General features: G+C 67.2%; 16 protein-coding genes. 7 read left to right on the top strand and 9 right to left on the bottom strand.

What is annotated here, in order from left to right; translation table 11 throughout:
- Positions 1-862: 862 nt before the first annotated feature.
- The 6 genes from acs to DQG15_RS08240 all read right to left on the bottom strand — a co-directional run bounded on the left by acs (position 863) and on the right by DQG15_RS08240 (position 8,261).
- Positions 863-2,818: an acetate--CoA ligase gene (acs, locus tag DQG15_RS08265; protein WP_116084329.1), complete on the bottom strand. Its 1,956-nt coding sequence runs from the start codon at positions 2,816-2,818 to the stop codon at positions 863-865.
- A gap of 129 nt (positions 2,819-2,947) precedes the next feature.
- Positions 2,948-3,703, bottom strand: coding sequence for an ABC transporter ATP-binding protein (locus tag DQG15_RS08260; RefSeq protein ID WP_116084729.1), 756 nt, complete (start codon positions 3,701-3,703; stop codon positions 2,948-2,950).
- A gap of 40 nt (positions 3,704-3,743) precedes the next feature.
- Positions 3,744-4,508, bottom strand: coding sequence for an ABC transporter ATP-binding protein (locus tag DQG15_RS08255; protein WP_116084327.1), 765 nt, complete (start codon positions 4,506-4,508; stop codon positions 3,744-3,746).
- An 11-nt stretch (positions 4,509-4,519) separates the two neighbouring features.
- Complete coding sequence (locus DQG15_RS08250; protein ID WP_116084326.1) at positions 4,520-5,737, bottom strand: branched-chain amino acid ABC transporter permease; 1,218 nt, start codon at positions 5,735-5,737, stop codon at positions 4,520-4,522.
- Between the two features lie 3 nt (positions 5,738-5,740).
- A complete protein-coding gene (locus DQG15_RS08245) occupies positions 5,741-6,772 on the bottom strand; it encodes a branched-chain amino acid ABC transporter permease (protein WP_116084324.1) in 1,032 nt (343 codons plus the stop codon).
- A gap of 121 nt (positions 6,773-6,893) precedes the next feature.
- A complete protein-coding gene (locus DQG15_RS08240) occupies positions 6,894-8,261 on the bottom strand; it encodes a substrate-binding protein (protein WP_116084322.1) in 1,368 nt (455 codons plus the stop codon).
- A gap of 219 nt (positions 8,262-8,480) precedes the next feature.
- On the opposite strand from DQG15_RS08240, the gene DQG15_RS08235 reads away from it, so the two are divergent.
- Positions 8,481-9,773 (top strand): short-chain fatty acyl-CoA regulator family protein, encoded by a 1,293-nt coding sequence (locus DQG15_RS08235; protein WP_116084320.1) that lies wholly within the window; start codon positions 8,481-8,483, stop codon positions 9,771-9,773.
- A gap of 33 nt (positions 9,774-9,806) precedes the next feature.
- Here the strand turns inward: DQG15_RS08235 and DQG15_RS08230 are convergent, their stop codons facing one another.
- From DQG15_RS08230 to DQG15_RS08220, 3 genes are all read right to left on the bottom strand, one after another.
- Positions 9,807-10,580 carry an amino acid ABC transporter ATP-binding protein gene (locus DQG15_RS08230; RefSeq protein ID WP_304466041.1) on the bottom strand — a complete coding sequence of 258 codons (774 nt, stop codon included), beginning with the start codon at positions 10,578-10,580 and terminating at the stop codon, positions 9,807-9,809.
- Positions 10,577-11,248 carry an amino acid ABC transporter permease gene (locus tag DQG15_RS08225; protein ID WP_116084318.1) on the bottom strand — a complete coding sequence of 224 codons (672 nt, stop codon included), beginning with the start codon at positions 11,246-11,248 and terminating at the stop codon, positions 10,577-10,579. The genes DQG15_RS08230 and DQG15_RS08225 overlap by 4 nt, the downstream gene beginning before the upstream one ends.
- A 119-nt stretch (positions 11,249-11,367) precedes the next feature.
- Positions 11,368-12,228 (bottom strand): transporter substrate-binding domain-containing protein, encoded by an 861-nt coding sequence (locus DQG15_RS08220; RefSeq protein ID WP_116084317.1) that lies wholly within the window; start codon positions 12,226-12,228, stop codon positions 11,368-11,370.
- A gap of 277 nt (positions 12,229-12,505) precedes the next feature.
- Between DQG15_RS08220 and DQG15_RS08215 the strand changes: the two genes are divergently transcribed.
- The 6 genes from DQG15_RS08215 to DQG15_RS08190 all read left to right on the top strand — a co-directional run bounded on the left by DQG15_RS08215 (position 12,506) and on the right by DQG15_RS08190 (position 19,070).
- Positions 12,506-12,685: a hypothetical protein gene (locus DQG15_RS08215; RefSeq protein ID WP_157968937.1), complete on the top strand. Its 180-nt coding sequence runs from the start codon at positions 12,506-12,508 to the stop codon at positions 12,683-12,685.
- A gap of 1 nt (position 12,686) precedes the next feature.
- The gene (locus DQG15_RS08210; RefSeq protein ID WP_116084314.1) at positions 12,687-14,156 is read left to right on the top strand and encodes a sodium:solute symporter; all 1,470 of its coding nucleotides are present in this window, start codon (positions 12,687-12,689) and stop codon (positions 14,154-14,156) included.
- A gap of 250 nt (positions 14,157-14,406) precedes the next feature.
- The gene (locus DQG15_RS08205) at positions 14,407-14,784 is read left to right on the top strand and encodes a response regulator transcription factor (protein ID WP_116084312.1); all 378 of its coding nucleotides are present in this window, start codon (positions 14,407-14,409) and stop codon (positions 14,782-14,784) included.
- Positions 14,781-15,086, top strand: coding sequence for a hypothetical protein (locus DQG15_RS08200; protein WP_116084311.1), 306 nt, complete (start codon positions 14,781-14,783; stop codon positions 15,084-15,086). Before DQG15_RS08205 ends, DQG15_RS08200 begins: the two co-directional genes overlap by 4 nt.
- A 13-nt stretch (positions 15,087-15,099) precedes the next feature.
- Positions 15,100-17,826, top strand: a complete 2,727-nt coding sequence (locus DQG15_RS08195) for an ATP-binding protein (RefSeq protein WP_116084309.1) — start codon at positions 15,100-15,102, stop codon at positions 17,824-17,826.
- A 125-nt stretch (positions 17,827-17,951) separates the two neighbouring features.
- Complete coding sequence (locus DQG15_RS08190; protein WP_116084308.1) at positions 17,952-19,070, top strand: FliM/FliN family flagellar motor switch protein; 1,119 nt, start codon at positions 17,952-17,954, stop codon at positions 19,068-19,070.
- Positions 19,071-19,175: the final 105 nt, after the last annotated feature.

Here is a 19,175-nt window from a genome sequence, read left to right as displayed (position 1 = left end):
CGGTTTCAGCGTCCTTGGTTGGATACAGTCGAAAACGTACGGCTGCGGCGCTGCCGGTGCCCTCCTGCCGAAGAAGGGGATGCACCTGCGCATATGCAATCTTCTGAGGTTTGTACAAGATCAGGACATTCTTGCGCCGCCCCCCAAGGAACGGCCGCCCGAGAACGATCTTCCGGCGCTTCCGCTTCCAGGGCTCGGGGCCTGTCCGAACGATCAGGGAATTGACTGTCATGCGCGCGCCTTCCGTGTTTTGCCCGCTCAAACTACAGGTTTCGCGGCGGCGCGCACCCGCATCGTCAAGGGCCTACCTGCTCGTATCCAGCCGGGCGGGGCGGGGGGACGGCCCGGTGATCCTTGCGGCGTCGGTAAGGGTGGGGCGGAGGAGGGCTTCTTCGCGGTGCCGGGCGATCCGAATCGTGGCTTCGCTCGGGATCACGGCGTATCGGCCGAGGAGCGCTTCGGCGTACTCCGATTGCCCTGCGGGGGCCGACACGGGTGTCCCGGCTGCCTGCAATGCCGGGGCGGGCGGCAAGCCTCCACCTCTGCTATCGGACGCCTCCGGCGCGGCAGAGAGCGCCCCTTTCGGCACCGGTCCGGCTTTCACCGCCGCCGCCGGCCGACCATCTTCCGGCGCAGCGCTTGAGAAAGACCCGGCCTGTAGCAAGGGCTGGCCCGCCGGGATACGGAACGCGTCGATTTCTGACATCTGAACAGCCCTCGTCTGCTTCGGATGCCCCACGATTCGAACGATTCCACAAATCCCTTACGAGAATGCTTCGGTCCGCGTCTTCCATGGGCGCACTGGACAGGCAAACGGGCGCAGGCCGGAGCCGGCGCCCGCTGCGGAGCTTCGCTCAGGTGCTCAGCCCTTGCGGTTCATCCGGTTCGCGACGAGGTCGTCCACGACGTCCGGATCGGCGAGGGTCGACGTGTCCCCGAGGCTGCCGGCATCGTCTTCGGCGATCTTGCGCAGGATGCGGCGCATGATCTTGCCGGACCGTGTCTTGGGCAGGCCCGGCGCCCATTGCAGCAGATCGGGCTTGGCGATCGGGCCGATCTCGGTCCGGACCCATTTCTCGAGCTCGGCGCGGAGATCGTCGGTCGGCTCGACACCGTTCATCAGCGTGACATAGGCGTAGATGCCCTGACCCTTGATGTCGTGCGGATAGCCGACGACCGCGGCCTCGGCGACGTCCCTGTGCGCGACGAGGGCGCTTTCGACCTCCGCCGTGCCCATCCGGTGGCCGGAGACGTTGATGACATCGTCGACGCGGCCCGTGATCCAGTAATAGCCGTCAGCATCTCGCCGGCAGCCGTCACCGGAGAAGTAGTATCCCTTGTAGTCGGAGAAGTAGGTCTTCTCGAACCGCTCGTGATCGCCCCAGACGGTCCGCATCTGGCCGGGCCAGGATGCCTTGATGCACAGGACGCCCTCGCACTCGGTTTCCTCGATCTCCGCGCCGGACTGGGGGTCTAGCACGATGGGTTCGATGCCGAAGAACGGTCTGGTCGCGGAGCCGGGCTTGAGGGGCGTGGCGCCGGGCAGCGGCGTCAGGAGGTGCCCGCCGGTCTCGGTCTGCCACCAGGTATCGACGATCGGGCGCTCACCCTTGCCGACGACCTCGTTGTACCAGTTCCAGGCCTCCGGGTTGATCGGCTCGCCCACCGTGCCGAGGACCTTGAGGGAGGACAGGTCGTATTTGTCGACCGGCTCGCGGCCATGTCCCATCAGAGCGCGGATCGCCGTGGGCGCGGTGTAGAACTGCGCGACATCGTGCTTTTCGCAGATCGCCCAGAAGCGACCGGCATCGGGATAGGTCGGAACGCCCTCGAACATCAGCGTCGTCGCGCCGTTCGCCAGCGGCCCGTAGATGATGTAGCTGTGGCCCGTGACCCAGCCGACATCGGCGGTGCACCAGTAGACGTCCCCCTTATGGTAATCGAAGACCAGCTCGTGCGTCATCGCGCAGTAGACGAGGTAACCGCCCGAGCTGTGGACCACGCCCTTGGGTTTGCCCGTGGAGCCGGACGTGTAGAGGATGAAGAGCGGATCCTCGGCGCCCATCGGCTCCGGGTCGCAGTCGGGGGCGACGTCGTCCATCATCGACAGCACGTCCACGTCCCGTCCGTCGATCCAGGTGGTCTGATCGCCGGTATGCTTCACGACGAGGCAGCGCACCTTGTCGGAGCAATGAAGCAGCGCGGCGTCGGTATTCGACTTGAGGGCGGTGCGCTTGCCGCCCCTCGGGGCGCTGTCCGCCGTGATCACGGCCTTGGCGGCGCAATCGTTGATCCGGTTGGCGAGCGCGTCGGGGGAGAAGCCGGCGAAGACGACGGAATGAACCGCCCCGATCCGGGCGCAGGCCAGCATCGCATAGGCCGCCTCGGGGATCATCGGCAGGTAGATGACGACCCGGTCACCTTTCACTACGCCCTGGCTCTTGAGGACGTTCGCGAAACGGCAGACCTGCTCGTGCAACTCATTGTAGGTGATGTGCCGTGCCGCGTCGCCCGGCTCGTCCGGCTCCCAGATGATCGCGGTCTGCTCGCCGCGGGTCTTCAGATGACGGTCGACGCAGTTGGCGGCGACATTCAGGATGCCATCCTCGAACCAGTTGATGGACACCGAGCCGAGGTCGAAATTGCAGTTCTTCACCCGGGTATAGGGCTCGATCCAGTCGAGCCGCTTGCCCTCTTCGGCCCAGAAGGCCTCGGGGTCGGCGATGGAGCGGGCGTAGCGTTCCTCGTATTGCTCGGCGGTGACGTGTGCGCCTTCCGCGAAGCTGCCCGGAACGGGGACCTTCTTGTCGTCCAGCATGTCTGTCCTCCCTCGGATGGCGCGGGCGGAGCCTCCCGCCGGGGGTGACCCCCCGCTCCCGCGCCCAGATCTGTCCTCATACCCCTTGTCGGTTCCCGGGCGGCAAGGTGCAAGGCCCGGGACGGGCTTTCAGATGGCGAGATACTCGGCCCGAAGCGCCTCGTCCTTCAGCACCTCCTCCGCGCTGCCGTCGAACACGATCTGCCCGGTGTCGAGGATCACGGCGCGGTCCGCGAGCTTCAGCGCGCGAATGGCGTTCTGTTCGACGATGATCGTGGTGATGCCCTGGCTCTTGATCAGGGCCAGCGTCTTCTCGATCTCGTCCACGATGACGGGCGCGAGGCCTTCGTAGGGCTCGTCGAGAAGCAGGACCTTGATGTCCCGCGCAAGCGCCCGGGCGATGGCCAGCATCTGCTGCTCCCCGCCCGACAGCGTCACGCCCTCCTGCTTCCGCCGCTCCCCGAGGCGGGGGAACAGTTCGTAGAGCCGCTCGAGGGACCAGCCTATGGGCGGCGCGATCTGCGCCAGCTTCAGGTTCTCCTCCACCGTCAGCCCCGGAATGATCCGCCGGTCCTCTGGCACGAGGCCGAGGCCCGCCGCGCTCGCCTCGTGGCTGGCCATGCGGTGGAGCGGCTGGTGGTCGAGCCAAATCTCACCGTGGGTGAGCTGCGGGCTGCCGGTGCGTGCGAGGGCCCGGAGGGTCGAGGTCTTGCCGGCGCCGTTGCGACCGAGAAGCGCGAGGATCTCCCCCTCGTGCACGGTGAAGCTGACGCCCTGCACGATGTAGCTCTCGCCGTAATAGGCGTGCAGGTCCCACACCGAAAAGAAGGCGGGCGCGGTGCTGGCATGGTTGGCGTGCTGGCTGAAATCGGGTCTGGCGACCATGGTGATATCCTTGGGGGTCATATCCTTGGGCATAAGGGGATCAGGCCGCGGCGTCGGAGGTGCCCAGATAGGCCTCCTGCACCTTCGGGTGCCCCTTGATGCGCTCAGGCGTGTCCTCCACGAGCGGAGTGCCCTGGGCGAGGACGGTGATCCGGTCCGCAAGGGAGAACACGACGTGCATGTCATGCTCGATGATGACCATCGTGATGTCCCGCTTGGCCTTGATTTCCTTCAGGAGCGAAATGGTGTTGTTGGTGTCCGCGCGGGACATGCCGGCGGTGGGCTCGTCGAGCAGAAGCAGGCGCGGCTCCTGCACGAGACACATCGCCATTTCGAGGCGGCGCTTGTCCCCGCGGGAGAGGGAGGCGGCGTGGACGCCCCGGCTCTGCGCCATGTTCACATCGGCGAGGATGGCCTCCGCCTTCGCCGCCATGTCCTTCTGGGAGGCGACGGAGACCAGCGGGTTCAGCTCGAACGCGCCGTCCCTCCGGGCGAAACAGGGAATGAGGACATTCTCCATCACCGTCAGGTCGCCGAAGATCTCCGGCGTCTGGAAGACACGGGCGATGCCGAGCTGGTTGATCTCGTGCGGTTTGCGCCCGAGGACGGACTGCCCGTCGAAGAGGACGGAGCCTGTATCCGGCATCAGCTTGCCCACGAGACAGTTCAGCAGCGTCGACTTGCCGGCCCCGTTCGGCCCGATGATGGCGTGGACGGTGTTCTCCCTGACCGACAAGTTCACGTCCGAGAGGGCCTGAAGTCCGCCGAAGCGCTTGCCGACATCCTTGACGTCGAGAATTCCCATGGTCTCTCTCCTCACTCGGCCGGGCGGGCGGCGCGTTGCTTGGCGGCGTCTTCCTCCGCCGCGCCGCCGCGGCGGCCCCGGCGGCGGAAGAGGGCGCGGCTGCGGCGTCCGCCTTCGACCAGTCCGCCCGGCAGGAAGATGATGATGGCCATGAAGAGCAGGCCGAGCGTCAGGTGCCAGCCCTCGCCGGTGAACCGCGCGAGCACCCAGACGATGGCGTTCTCCAGCCCGTCCGGCAGGGCGCCGAACCAGCCGTGCAGGACGCCTTCGTTGATCTTCGAGAAGATGTTCTCGAAATACTTGATGACGCCCGCGCCGAGGACCGGCCCGATCAGCGTGCCGGCGCCACCGAGGATCGTCATGATCACGACCTCGCCGGAGGCGGTCCACTGCATCCGCTCGGCGCCCGCCAGCGGATCCATCGAGGCAAGGAGACCGCCCGCGAGGCCGGCATACATGCCCGAGATCACGAAGACGGCGAGCGTGTAGGGCCGGGTCGACAGACCGGTATAGCTCAGACGCTGCTGGTTCGACTTCACCGCCCGCAGCATCAGCCCGAAGGGCGAGCGGAAGATGCGGATCGAGATGTAGAAGGTGACGAGGAGCAGGATCGCGCAGAGATAGTACCCGGCATTGAACTGGAACGCCCAGGGGCCGAGGTTCAGCGTTTCGGTCGCCCGCATCTCGATGCCGAAGAAGTTGGTCAGGGGCAGGGACGTCGCGACCCCGCCGCCATCCAGCACCCGCGGATCGTCGAGCGAGAGCTGCAGGCCCGTCTCCCCGTTGGTGATCGGCGTCAGCACCGAATAGGCGAGATTGAACGACATCTGCGCGAAGGCGAGCGTCAGGATCGAGAAGTAGATGCCCGACCGTCTGAGGGAGATGTACCCGATCACGACGGAGAACAGGCCGGCCACCGCGATGGAGAGCAGGATCGCCGGAATGACGTTCATGCTCAGAAGCTTGAACATCCACACCGCGGCGTAGGACCCGACTCCGAGAAAGGCGGCATGGCCGAAGGAGAGATAGCCCGTCAGCCCGAAGAGCAGATTGAAGCCGATGGCGAAGATCCCGAAGATCACGAACCGCTGCATCAGGTCGGGGTAACCGGCGTTGAACTGCGCCAGCTCGGAGCCCTGCGGGAACGGGTTGAGGATGAACGGCGCGAAGAGCGCCAGGATCGCGACGACGGCCAGAAGGCCGGTATCCTTGCGGTCGAGACCGAGCATGGATCAGTCCTCCATGACGCCCTTCCGCCCCATCAGGCCACGCGGCCGGGTCAGAAGGATCACGATTGCAATGAGGTAGATGATGATCTGGTCGATGCCGGGAATGATCGACTTGATCTCGTTCATCGAGGCGAAGCTCTCGAGGATGCCGAGCAGGAACCCCGCGAGGACGGCGCCCGGCAGGCTTCCCATTCCGCCCACGACGACCACGACGAAGGACAGGACGAGGAAGTCCATCCCCATGTGGTAATTAGGCGAGTTTATCGGCGTGTACATCACCCCCGCGAGCCCGGCGACGGCGGCGGCGATGCCGAACATGATGGTGAAGCGCTTGTCGATGTTGATGCCCAGGAGGCCGACAGTCTCCCGATCCGCCATGCCGGCACGGACCACCATCCCGAACGTGGTGAATTGCAGGAAGCAGAACACCCCGGCGATCACGAGGCCGGCGAAGGCGAAGTAGATCAGGCGCCAGTAGGGGTAGATGATCGTCATGGGATCGAAGCCGAGCGCGGCGCCGAAATCGAACGAGCCCGCGAAGGCGCTGGGGGCCGGCGTCGGGATCGGATTGGCGCCGTAGAAGTACTTGATGATCTCCTGCAGCACGATCGCGAGGCCGAAGGTCACGAGGATCTGGTCCGCATGGGGGCGCTTGTAGAAGTGCTTGATCAGACCGCGCTCCATGATCCAGCCGATCAGGAGCATGACGGGGATCGCGAAGAGGATCGCCAGCGGCACGGACCAGTCAATCAGCGCGGCGCCGAACTCGGGGCCGAACCAGATCTCGAGATAGGGCGTGTCCACTTCCATCGGATTTCCGAGAAAGTCCGTCCGGCTCTCGTCCACCGTGGTGCGCGAAATGGTGAAGATGCGTTGCAGCGTGACCGCGCAGAAGGCGCCGATCATGAACAGGGCGCCGTGGGCGAAGTTGACGACGCCGAGGGTGCCGAAGATGAGGGTGAGGCCGAGGGCGATCAGGGCGTAGGCCGAGCCCTTGTCGAGGCCGTTCAGGATCTGAAGGAGTATCGCGTCCATCGCGGGTGCTTTTATCCTGGTATGAGGAAGGCGCCGTGCCCGGGGTGCGGGCACGGCAGGTCAGGTGCGGCGTCGGAGATGAGCGGGGCGCCCGGTGCCTGGCGCCCCCTCCGCGAGCGCGTCAGGCGCCCTCGTTGCACTCCCCGAGCGCGCCGCCGGCGAACATCGGATGATCGGGCGGGTAGGTGACCTGCTCCACGGGGGTCGCCTCGACGATCTCGACGAGGTCGAACTCGTTGTCCGGGTTCTCCTTTCCGCGGGTGACGACGACGTCCTTGAGGCACTGGTGGTCGGCGCCGCGGTAGAGCGTCGGGCCGTTGCCGAGACCGTCGAACTCGAAGTCCTCCAGAGCCTCGACCACCGCGCAGGGGTTGAACGAGCCGGCGCGCTGGACCGCGTCCGCATAGAGCAGCGTCTGCACGTAGCAGGTATGGGCCGCCTGGGACGGCGGGAAGCCGTACTTCTCGCCGAAGGACTGGGTGAAGACGTTCGTGCCGCGATACCGCTCGCCGAGCTGGTTCTCGAGCTTCCAGTCCCAGTTCTGGGAGCCGGGAATGCCGCGGATGTTCTCGCCCGCGCCGCGCGCCATAAGCTCCGAGTAGAGCGGCACGACGATCTCGAACTGCTTGCCGGTCTGGGCCATCGCGTCCTTCAGCCCGAACTGGACGGCGTTGGTGAGCGAGTTCACCATGTTGCCGCCGTAGTGGTTCAGGAAGAGCACGTCCGCGCCCGATTGAAGGATCGGGGTGATGTAGGAGGAGAAGTCCGTCGCCGCGAGCGGCGTGAGGACGTTGTTGACCGTCTCCCAGCCCAGATCCTCGGTGACGGCCTGCATGGATTCCTGCGTCGTCCAGCCCCAGGTGTAGTCCGCCGTCAGGTGGTAGGCCTTGCGGTCGGTTCCGTACAGCGTCTCGAGAACGGGGCCGAGCGCCGCGCCCGACTGATAGGCGTTGAAGAAGTGACGGAAGCCGTTGGCCTTGCGATCCTTGCCGGTGGTGTCGTTCGAATGCGTGAGGCCGGCCATGAAGATCACGCCCGCTTCCTGGCAGAGACCCTGCACGGCGACGGCGACGCCGGACGAGGAACCGCCCGAAATCATGACCGCGCCGTCCTTCTCGATCATCGAGCGGGCGGAGGCGCGGGCTGCGTCGGACTTCGTCTGCGTGTCGCCGGTGACGTATTCGACCCGCTTGCCAAGGATGCCCTCTCCCGTGAGCTCCTTCGAGGAGAAGGTGTTCATCATGCCGCCGTCGCCCTCGCCGTTGAGGTGCTCGACCGCGAGCTCGAACGCCCGCAGCTCGTCGGCGCCCTCGTCGGCATAGGGGCCGGATTGCGGCACGTTGAAGCCGAGCGTCACGGAACTGCCGGTGGGCTCGTTGGTGAAGGCACTGGCGGATCGGGCGGTAAAGATCGTCGGCAGGGCGAGCCCCGCGCCGGCGGCGATGCCGGTTTTCAGGATACCGCGACGTGTCTGTCTGCGAAACGACATGAATTTCCTCCCATTGATTTGCCCCGCGCTCTCCTCCCGAGAGGGGGCACGCCCCGCTTCCGTGGGCTGTAATTTTTATGCAGTTCTTTGAGAAAACAATTCAACAACCCATTACGAAACGGTAGGAATTTAGTAAATTGTTGGACAGTGCGGTGCAGCATTTTGTAAAGTTCTTGATGCTGCAACGCGGTAAGTCCCTGACGGGAAAGGACGCCATCCATGGCCAGCGCTGGGCATGCCGGAAGCCGCATCAGGGAGCGGCGCATCATGGCGGGGATCAAGCAGGCGGATCTGGCAAAGGCGGCCGGAATTTCCGCCTCCTATCTCAATCTTATCGAGCACAATCGCCGCCGGATCGGCGGCGGGCTCCTCGCCACGATCGCGCGGGAGCTCGGCACCGAGGCGCAGGCGCTGTCCGAAGGCGCCGGGCGGGCGCTGGTGGCGGGCCTCGAGGATGCGGTGGCGGGTCATGCCGGCGCGGCGGCGGATATCGCGGAGCTCGAGGACTTCGCCGCGCGGTTCCCGGACCTCGCGCGCCTGATGGCGGAGCAGGGCGGTGCGGTGCGGCGGCTGGAGCGGACGGTTGCGACTCTGTCTGACCGGCTCGCGCACGATCCGATCCTGTCCGCCTCGCTGCACGAGGTGCTGTCGGTCGTGACCGCCATGCGCTCCACCGCCGCGATCCTCGCCGAGACGCGGGATCTGGAGGCCGTCTGGACCGAGCGCTTCCACCGAAATCTCGCCGAAGACGGCGACCGTCTTGCCGGCGCGGCGGAGGACCTGGCGCGTTATCTGGATGCCAGTTCCGAGGATGCCGCTCCTGCCGGTCCACTGGAGGAGCTGGAGCGCTTCCTCGCTGCGCGGAACTGGCACATCCTCGAGATCGAGACTGCGGGCGCGGGGGACGCAGACCGGATCGCGGAAGAGTTGTCGCAGGCGAAGGAGCTGGAGAGCGCGGCCGCGCAGCGTCTCGCCCGAGGTCATCTTGCCCGCGCCGCTGCGGACGCCCGCGCCCTGCCGCTGGGGCCCCTGAGGGAGGCGCTCAGGGAGGGTCTCGATCCCGCGGCCGTGGCGGTCCGGGCAGGCTGCGGCCTCGGCACGGTTCTGCGCCGGATCGCGAGCGTGCCGGAGGCTGGCGCAGCGCTTCTGAGCTGCGATCTGTCGGGCACGATGATCCTGCGCAAGCCGGCGCCGGGCTTTCCCGCGCCGCGCCTCGGTGCAGCCTGTCCTCTCTGGCCCCTCTTCGAAGCGCTGCTCCGCCCCGGCGTTCCGATCGCCCGTGACATCGAGATGGACGGCCGCCCTCCCGCCCGGTTCGCGGCCTATGCGCTGGCCGAGCCGTCCGGTCCGCCTGCATTCGGCCGTCCGCCGGTCATCGAGGCGACGATGCTGCTTCTGCCGGCGGCCGCAGGGCCGGCGGAGGCCGCGCTCCCCGTCGGCGCGGCCTGCCGGCTGTGCACGCGGGACGCCTGCCCGGCGCGGCGGGAGCCGTTCATCGCCGGGTCAGCCTGAGGACCGGACTGCCTTGCGCAGCCCGTCCGTTCCTCAATGGGTCAGGACGCGGGACAGGAAGCTCTGGGTCCGCTCGTGCTGCGGATCGTCGAACACCTGCTCGGGCGCTCCCTCTTCGACGATCTCGCCCTGGTGGATGTAGATCACCCGGTCCGCCACCTCGCGGGCGAACGTCATCTCGTGGGTGACGATGACCATGGTCATGCCTTCGCGGGCCAGCTCGCGCATGGCGTCCAACACCTCACCGATCATCTCGGGGTCGAGCGCCGACGTCGGCTCGTCGAACAGCATGAGGCGCGGCTCCATCGCAAGCGCGCGCGCGAGCGCGACGCGCTGCTGCTGTCCGCCCGAAAGCTGCGAGGGGTATTTCTCCGCCTGATTGGCGATGCCGACCCGGTCGAGCAGCCGATCGGCGGTCCTGCGCGCCTCGGCGGTACTTGCGTTGCGGACCTTGCGCGGGGCGAGGGTCACGTTGTCCCGGACGGTGAGGTGGGGAAAGAGGTTGAACTGCTGGAACACCATGCCGACCTCGGTGCGGATCTGCTGCAGCGCCTTGGACGCGCGTCCGTCGGGTTCCAGCCTCCGGCCGTCAACCTCGAGCGAACCGCTCTGGAACTCCTCGAGCCCGTTGATGCAGCGGATCAGGGTCGACTTGCCGGAGCCGCTGGCGCCGATGATCACCACGACCTCGCCGGGCGTGACCGACAGATCGACGTCCTTGAGAACGTGCAGCGAGCCGAAGTTCTTGTTCAGCTTCTCCATCTTAACGATGGGGGTGGCGGTGCTGTCCACGGTACGATCGCTCATTGTCCGACGAGCCCCTTGCGTTCCAGAAGTCTCAGGAGAAGCGATAGCGTGAGCGTGATCGCCAGATAGAGAAGGGCAACCATCAGGTAGACCTCCAGCGCGCGGAACGTCGTCGCGATGTAGATCTGACCCTGCCGAACGAGCTCGCCCACGCCGATGACGGCGAAGAGGGAGGTGTCCTTGATGCTGATGATGCCTTGGTTGCCGAGGGAGGGGATCATGCGCCGGAAACCCTGCGGCCAGATGATGTATCGGAACGTCTGCGTCCTGGACAGGCCGAGGGACAGGCCCGCCTCCCGCTGTCCACGCTCGATCGACTGAACGCCGCCCCGCACGATCTCGGAGATGTAGGCGCCGGAATTGACCGCAATGGCCGCGATCCCGGCGACGACGGCATTGATCGGACCGCCCAGAAGCTGCGGCAGGCCGTAGAAGATGAACAGGACCTGCACGAGCACGGGCGTGCCGCGGAAGATCTCGATATACGCGATCGCAGGCCAGCGCAGCCAGCCGGCGCGGCTCAGACGCATGAGCCCGAAGATCATCCCGATGACGAAGCCGATGGCGAGCCCGCCGAAGGAAATCATCAGGGTGAAGGGTATGCCCTTGAGAAGATAGGGAATGGACTGGAAGGCGGCCTCCCAGTTGAAATCGAAATTTGAATCCAAGACCGGGCTCCGTCTGCGATCGACGTTGTCAAAAAAAACCTCCCCGGAGCGCCGTAGCTCTCCGGAGAGGCCAATTATTCACGCGGGGGCCGCGCCTGCAAGCGCTGCCCCGATGCGGATCAATCTTCGCTCTCGGCGCCGTCTTCCTCCATGTCGCCGGCCTCGGCGTCCATGTCTTCAGTCTCGGCGTCGGTAGAGGTGGCGGCGTCGTCATCGGACGGAGCGCTGCCGAACCACTCGGCGTAGATCTCGTCGTAGGTGCCGTCCTCGCGCATTTCGGCGAGCGCCTCGTTCACCGGAGCGACGAGCTCGCTGCCCTTGGCGAAGGCGATACCGTATTGCTGGCCTTCATAGAGCGGACCGACGACCTTCACGCGGCCTTCGCCGCGGGTCTTGGCAAAGTAGCTCACGTTCGGCGCATCGTAGAAGACCGCGTCGACGCTGCCACCCATCAGGGCGAGATACATGTCGCCCGAGCCCGGGTAGGGCGTGATCGTGGCCGAATCTCCGAATTCCTCGGTGAGGTAATCGTAGCTCGTGGAGCCGATCTTGGTCCCGATGGTCATGCCCTCGAGATCCTCGATGGTCTGGACCTCGTCATTGTTGGCGGAGACGAGCATTTGCAGACCGCTGTCGTAATACGGATCGGAGAAATCGACGATTTCCGCGCGCTCGTCGGTAATCGTGATCCCCGCAATCGCGATGTCGACACTGCCGGTCTGGACCGCGGGAATGATCCCGTTGAAATCCATCGTGTTGATGTCGACCTCGAAGCCGGCACGGTCGGCCAGTTCGCGGATCATTTGCATGTCGAAACCGGTCATCTCGCCGGTTTCCTCGTCCATCATTTCAAACGGAACGAAACTCGGATCCGTCGCGACGGAGGCCGTTTCCATGTCCTGCGCAAAGGCCGTGCCGCCCATGACGAGAGCGGCGCTGATGGACCCCACGAGGGTGGCGGTTTTGGTCGGAAAAGACATTTTGTCTCCCTTTTTGCTTTGCAAAACCGAGAGTTAATCGGTTTCAGCTGTGCCTTTTGTTGTAGCGCTCCATTCATGACGTCAAGGTCCGGGCCAGTGGGCAGGGAGCACGCGGCGGGGGGCTCGTCGAAGAATTTCCTTTGTCGTCGGGAATCTAGCGAAAAGGCGTCGCCTCCGCGAAATTACCGGCCCGGCGGCTTGACCTTGGGTGAATTAGCCGTGAAGGACCCGGGGCTTGGCGCCCGGAGCGGCGCCGCCGAGGGACAAGGGGAGCGTCATGGGCGCATTTCGCGGGTGGCTGGCCGGGACCGGTCTGCTCATTCTTATGGGAATCGCGGTGCCGTACGGCCTGCTTTCAGGGGGCGAGCCATCTTTCGCGGTGCTGATTTTCTGGAGCCTTTTCGCTCTCGCCGTGATCGGGGCCATTCTCGTCGGTATTTCCGGATGGCGCCACTGACATGATCTCTCCCATTCTCGTCTGGGGCGCCATCGGCGCCTTCGCCCTCATCGGCTTCGCGGTCGCCTTCGCCGCATCCCGCGGCAATACCGGCAGCGCCGTCGACTACTATCTCGGCGGACGCGCCATCGGCGGGGCGGTTTCCGGCCTCAGCTATGCCGCGACGACCTATTCGGCCTTCATGCTCGTCGTCCTGACGGGACTGACTTACAGGGGCGGGGTCGGCGCGCTCGGCTTCGAGCTGATCTACTTCTCGGGCCTGTCGCTCCTCGTGGTCTTCGGGCCGCGCTACTGGCTCGCCTCGCAGACCTGGGGTTTCGTGACGCCGGCGGAGATGCTGGGGAGACGGTACGGCTCGCGGAGCGTCACGCGGGCGACCGCCGTGGTCTCGCTGCTGTTCCTCATGCCCTATTGCACGACGCAGATGGCCGGCATCGGACTTCTGCTGTCCGGCGTCACCGGGGGCGCGATCACGCTTCCCCTTGCGGTGGCCGTCGGCGCGATCCTGGCGATCTTCTGGACGCTCGTCGCGGGCCTGCGCTCTGTCGCGTGGACGGATGCGGGTCAGGCCGCGGTGATGATGGTCGCGGCGCTTCTCGCCGTCGGCTTCGTGGTCGCGGCGATCGGGGGGCCGGGGGCCTTCGCCGAAAGGTTGATGGAGGAACGGGCGGCCTGGCTTGGCGTTCCCGGGCCCGGCCTCTGGTCCCTGCCGACCTTCCTCGCCCTCTCCGTCCCGTGGTTCTTCTTCCCGCTGTCGAACCCGCAGGTCAGCCAGCGCCTGTTCGCGGTGCGCGACCTTCCCGCGATGCGGTCCATGATCCTCTGGGTGCTCGGCTTCGGTCTTCTTTTCACTCTGATCTCCGTCGTCTGGGGCTTCGCCGCGCTGATCCTGACGCCCGATCTGGAAAACAGCTCCGAGGCGACGCCTGCGCTTCTGGCCTCCGGCGCGGTGCCGGTCTGGGTATCGCTCCTCCTGATCATCGGCATCCTGTCAGCGGCGGTCTCCACCCTCGATTCCATCGCCCTGACGCTCGGCGCGATGGTCGCTCGGGATCTCGCGGGGCGGGAGACGCAGGATGCGCGGCAGGTCTTCGTCGGCCGGCTGGTGGTCGTCCTCGTCATCGTCTTCGCCGCGATATTCGCTGTGCAGCAGGCAAGCATCGTGGATCAGCTCGCGGCTCTCTCGGCGGCCGGGCTCATCGTCTCTGTGCCCGCCATCGTCGGCGCCTTCTTCTGGCGGGGCGGAACGGCGGCCGGGGCGCTGGCCTCCCTCGTCGGTGGTGCTGCCCTCGCTCTGTGGATGGCGCTGGGTGCAGGGATCTCGGTCTTCGATCCGGTGCTCTGCGGCAGTGTCATCGCGGCCTCGACCCTTCTGTTCGTCGGCGTCAGCGCCGTCACCCGCGGACGGCCGGACGCCATCGACTTTCCGGGCGAGCTTCGCCCGCTCCTGAGCCGCAAGGCGGTCTGGTAGGGGCCGCGCCGGCGCGCGGTGCGTCGGGGCGAACCTCGCGCCGGAGGGGGCGATCCCGGCACGGGGCGTCCCCTTCCGCCGGTTGCAGTCCCGCCCGTGGTCACGGCCCGCTTTCCCGGAGCCTGACCCGCGCCTCACGGCGTTTTGACAAGTCGTCGGCGGCGGGCCAAGATGCACGCCGCGCGTGTGGTCCGGTGGGGAGGCCGACCACGCGGTTCCGCGCGCGGCGGCCGGGGGAGGGCCACCCAAAATGGACAAGCGTGTCCTGCTCGTCGAGGACGAGCCGAACATCCTCGAGGCCATCCGCTTCATCCTGTCCCGCGACGGGTGGACCGTGCTCACCCATTCGGACGGGACAACGGCGGTCGAGGCCGTGGCACGGGCCGCACCTGACGTGCTCGTGCTCGACGTGATGCTGCCCGGCCGCTCGGGCTTCGACATCCTGCGCAGTCTCAGGGCGGACGGGACATCGGCGAAACTGCCGATCCTCGTTCTGACCGCCAAGGGGCAGGATCGCGACCGCGCCATGGCCGAAGAGGCGGGCGCCACCCGGTTCATGACCAAGCCGTTCGCCAATGCCGAGATCCTGCAGAGCCTGTCGGATCTCTACGCCGGTGCGCAGGGATGAACGCCGAGGAGACGCCCGCAGGGGAGACGCCCGCCGGTGAGCGGCGCGCGCTCTTTCTCGAGCGCGGCTCCTATCGCCGCCGGCGGCTCATGGATGCCGCGCGCATCCTGCCCGTCGCCGGTGCGATTCTGCTGATCCTGCCGCTGCTATGGCATTCGGGGGGCGCGGAGAGCGGGCCGGGTCCGGCGACGGACGCGATCTACGTCTTCGCCGTCTGGGTCCTCTTGATCGCCGGGGCGGCCATCCTGTCCCGCTACCTCACCGTGCCGCGGGCGGAGCCGCCGCGCGCGCGCGAGCCGTAAGGCAAAAGGGGCCATGCCCTTCAACCTCCTCCTCGCCATCGCGCTGGTCTATGTCGCCGCGCTCTTTCTCATCGCATTCCTGGCGGATCGCCGGGCCCAGCGGGGGCAGGGCCGCTGGCTGTCCTCGCCGCTGGTCTACACCCTTTCCCTGTCGGTCTATTGCACCGCGTGGACGTTCTACGGCGCGGTCGGATACGCGGCGCGGTCCGGCCTCGAATACCTGACGATCTATCTCGGGCCGACCCTCGTCTTCGCCGGCTGGTGGCTCATCCTGCGCAAGCTCGTGCGGGTGGGACGGACGCAGCGGATCACCTCCATCGCGGATCTGATCTCCTCCCGCTACGGCAAGTCGACGCTTCTCGGCGTCATGGTCACGCTCCTCGCAGTGCTCGGCACCACGCCCTACATCGCGCTCCAGCTGCAGTCCGTCGCCCTCTCCCTCGGGGTCTTCGCGCTGCCCGGAACGACGGGCTGGGTGGCGGCGGATCCCACCGCCACGGGGCTCTGGGTCGCGGCGGGGCTCGCCGCCTTCACGATTCTCTTCGGCACGCGCAACCTCGATGCGAACGAGCGGCATCCGGGCGTCGTCATGGCCATCGCTGTGGAGGCCGTCGTCAAGCTCGTGGCGCTGATCGCCCTCGGCATCTTCGTCGTCTGGGGGATCGGCGGTGGCCTCTCGCAGACGCTGGCGCGGATCGACGCCGCCGCCCATCCCGGATGGGAGCTGGCCGGCGGCCGTTGGGCAGGGCTGACCTTCACCTCCGCCGCCGCGATCCTCTGCCTGCCACGCATGTTTCAGGTCATGGTGGTCGAGAATGCCGACGAAGCCCACCTCGCGATCGCCGGCTGGGCCTTCCCGCTCTACCTGATGCTGATCTCGCTCTTCGTGCTGCCAATCGCAGCGATGGGACTGGAGCGGCTGCCGGACGGCGCGAACCCGGACCTCTTCGTACTGACGCTGCCGCTCGCCGAAGGGCAGGGTGCCCTCGCGACGCTCGCCTTTCTCGGCGGCTTCTCCTCGGCCACGTCCATGGTCATCGTCGCGGCGATTGCGCTGTCCACCATGGTCTCGAACCACATCGTCATGCCGCTCTATCTCGCCCGGCGCCCGGCGGGGGCGACCATGTCGGGGGACGTGCGCGCCGCTGTCCTTCGTGCGCGGCGCCTCTCGATCGCGGGGGTGCTGCTCCTCGGGTATCTGTACTACCGAATGTCCGGTGGTTCGGAGGCATTGGCGTCCATCGGCCTCATCTCCTTCGTCGGTGTCGCACAGGTCCTTCCGGCTCTCATGGGGGGGCTCTTCTGGCGCGGGGCGACGCGCACCGGCGCCGCGGCCGGGCTCGGGATCGGTTTCGCCGTCTGGGTCTATGCGCTCTTCCTGCCGAGCTTCGGGCCGGAGGGGCTGATCTCCGCCGGTGTCCTCGCGGATGGCCCCGCCGGGCTCCACTGGCTCCGCCCGCAGGCGCTGTTCGGCATCGTGGGGCTGGACCCGGTCATCCATGCGCTCGTCTGGTCGATGCTGCTGAATGTCGGCGTCTTCTGCGTTGTCTCGCTCGCGAGCTTTCCGAGCCCCCTCGAGCGGCTTCAGGGCGCCCAGATGGTCAACGTGTTCGAGCGCACGCTCGGCGCCCGCGGCTGGAGCCACGGCTCTGCAGAGGCAGAAGACCTTTTGACGATGGCGCAGCGCATTCTCGGCCCCTCGGAGGCCCGCGCCCTCTTCGCCGAGGAGGCGCGGAGCCAAGGTAAGGCGGACGGCCTTCCCGACACGACCCCGGAGTTCCTCGGCCGACTGGAACGCGAGCTCTCGGGCTCCGTCGGCGCCGCCACCGCCCATGCCATGGTCGCGCAGATCACCGGCTCCGCCGCGGTGCAGGTGGAGGACCTTCTGCGCGTGGCCGACGAAGCGCAGCAGATCATGGAGTATTCGAGCCGTCTCGAGGCCCAGTCCGACGAACTTCGCCGCACCGCGAAGGCCCTGCGCGAAAGCAATGCCAAGCTCACCGCGATCAGCGCGCAGAAGGACGCCTTTCTCAGCCAGATCAGCCACGAGCTTCGCACGCCCATGACCTCGATCCGTGCCTTTTCCGAGATCTTGCGCGATCACGGGCTGACCGTCGGGGAGCGGGAGCGCTATGCGGGGATCGTCCACGACGAGGCCATCCGTCTGACGCGCCTGCTCGACGATCTTCTGGACCTCTCCGTGCTGGAGAACGCGCAGGTCTCGCTCAACCTCGCCGAGGTGCGTCTCGTGGATCTGATCGACCGCGCGGTGGACGCCGCCTCCGCCGTGCCCGGTGCGACGCGTGTCGAGGTGCGGCGGGACAGGGACGCTGAGGCGGTCTCCCTCGTCACCGATGCCGACCGCCTGACGCAGGTGTTCATCAATCTCATCGGCAATGCCTACAAGTATTGCGACGCCGCCTCTCCGGTCCTGAGCGTGGAGGTCGTCGCCGATGCCGAGACGATCCGCGCCGACGTGATCGACAACGGCCCCGGAATTCCGCCCGGTGCGCGGGACATCGTCTTCGAGAAGTTCTCCCGCCTCGGGGAGCCCGGTGCCGCCGGCGGGGCAGGGCTCGGCCTCGCCATCTGCCGGGAGATCGCCCACCGTCTCGGCGGCCGGATCGCCTATCTGCCGGAGCGGGAGGGTGGCGCGTTCCGCGTTATGCTTCCGCGCGGCCTGACGCGACCGAATGACGACGCGGCGGGAGGAGGACGCGCGGTTTCCGGCGCGCGTTAACGTCCCGCTTACCCGCGATCGGCTAGACCCCGGGATGTGCGGCCCCGAAACGGGCTTCTGGACAGGCGAGGCTTGGGGCGGTGTCCGACCGAGACGACAAGAGCGAAACAGCCGTCCTTCGGCGCATGGCTGATACGTCCCGGCGGACGGATCCCGGTGGCCGCGTGCCCACGCCGGAACGCGCTCTGTCGCACGCGCTGTCGAAGGTGGCCGACGATGAGATCGGCCTCGTCCTGCAGGTCTCCGGCGTAGAAACGGCCCGTGCGAGCCTGCCGGAACTGCTCGAACTGCTGCCCGAGGACGGCCTTCTCGCGCTTCTCGACGGGTTCGACGGGGCGCAAGGGGTGATCAGTCTCGACCAGGCTCTGTTCGGCGCCGCCATCGAGATGCAGATGACGAGCGAACTCGGGCGCGTCGCGCCGCAGCCTCGCCGGCCCACGCGGACCGATGCTGCGCTCCTTGCCGACCTGATCGACGGCGCCCTCTCGGGAATGGGCGCGATGCTCGCCGGGCGGGAGGAGGCGCGATGGGCTGCCGGCTGGGGGTACTCGTCCCATCTGCCCGAAATCCGTCCCCTCGGCCTGATGCTCGAAGAGACGGAGTACCGCAGCATTACGCTGAAGATGTCTCTCGGCGTCGGCACCGGCCGCACGGGGGAGCTGCGCCTGTTCGTACCCGCCATCGGCCGCGGTCCTGTCAGCACCTCGCCCGGCGGTGGGGACGAGGATGCGGGGGACAGCTGGGGGGATCGCCTGCGCCAGAACGTTTTGGAGGCCGACGTTCCCCTCGATGCGATCCTCTGCCGCTTGCCGATGCGCCTGTCCGAGGCCGGCCGGCTCGCCGTGGGGGACGTGCTGCCGATCCCGGTCGCGGCGCTTGGCGAGGTGGAACTCGTGGCGGGGGAGGCGGGGGCGATCCGGCGCGGCTGTCTGGGACAGATCCACGGCCTCCGTGCCCTTCGCCTCGGTCCGGCCGATGGCACGCCTCCGGTGACGGATGAGGCCCCCGCGGGGCCTGCCTTCGAGGCGATGCCGGGCCCGCATCCCGGCCCCGATTCGCGGCCCGCGCCCGCTCCACCGCTCGCGGCGATGGACCCGCACGGGGCCCTCCGGATGCCGGTGCCTGACGTTGAACCAATGTCCGATCTCGGCGACGGCGATGGGGGCGCGACTCAAAGCTCGGAGTCGGGCGAGGCGGGCGGCGCCCTGCTCAATATTCCGGGCCTGCCGCCCCTTGCTGGTTAGGAGCAGGCAGAGACCGTGTCTTCACCTCTCCCGGTCGGCATCGGGGAGGGCGCGCGCTCATCCGTGGCATCGGTGCCCCGCCGGGACCAGCCGAAGCGCGGCGGC

It is taken from the genome of Tropicimonas sp. IMCC34011 (assembly GCF_003390865.1).
Lineage (GTDB): Bacteria > Pseudomonadota > Alphaproteobacteria > Rhodobacterales > Rhodobacteraceae > Tropicimonas_B.
This window is presented reverse-complemented; position numbering and strand designations above follow the sequence as displayed.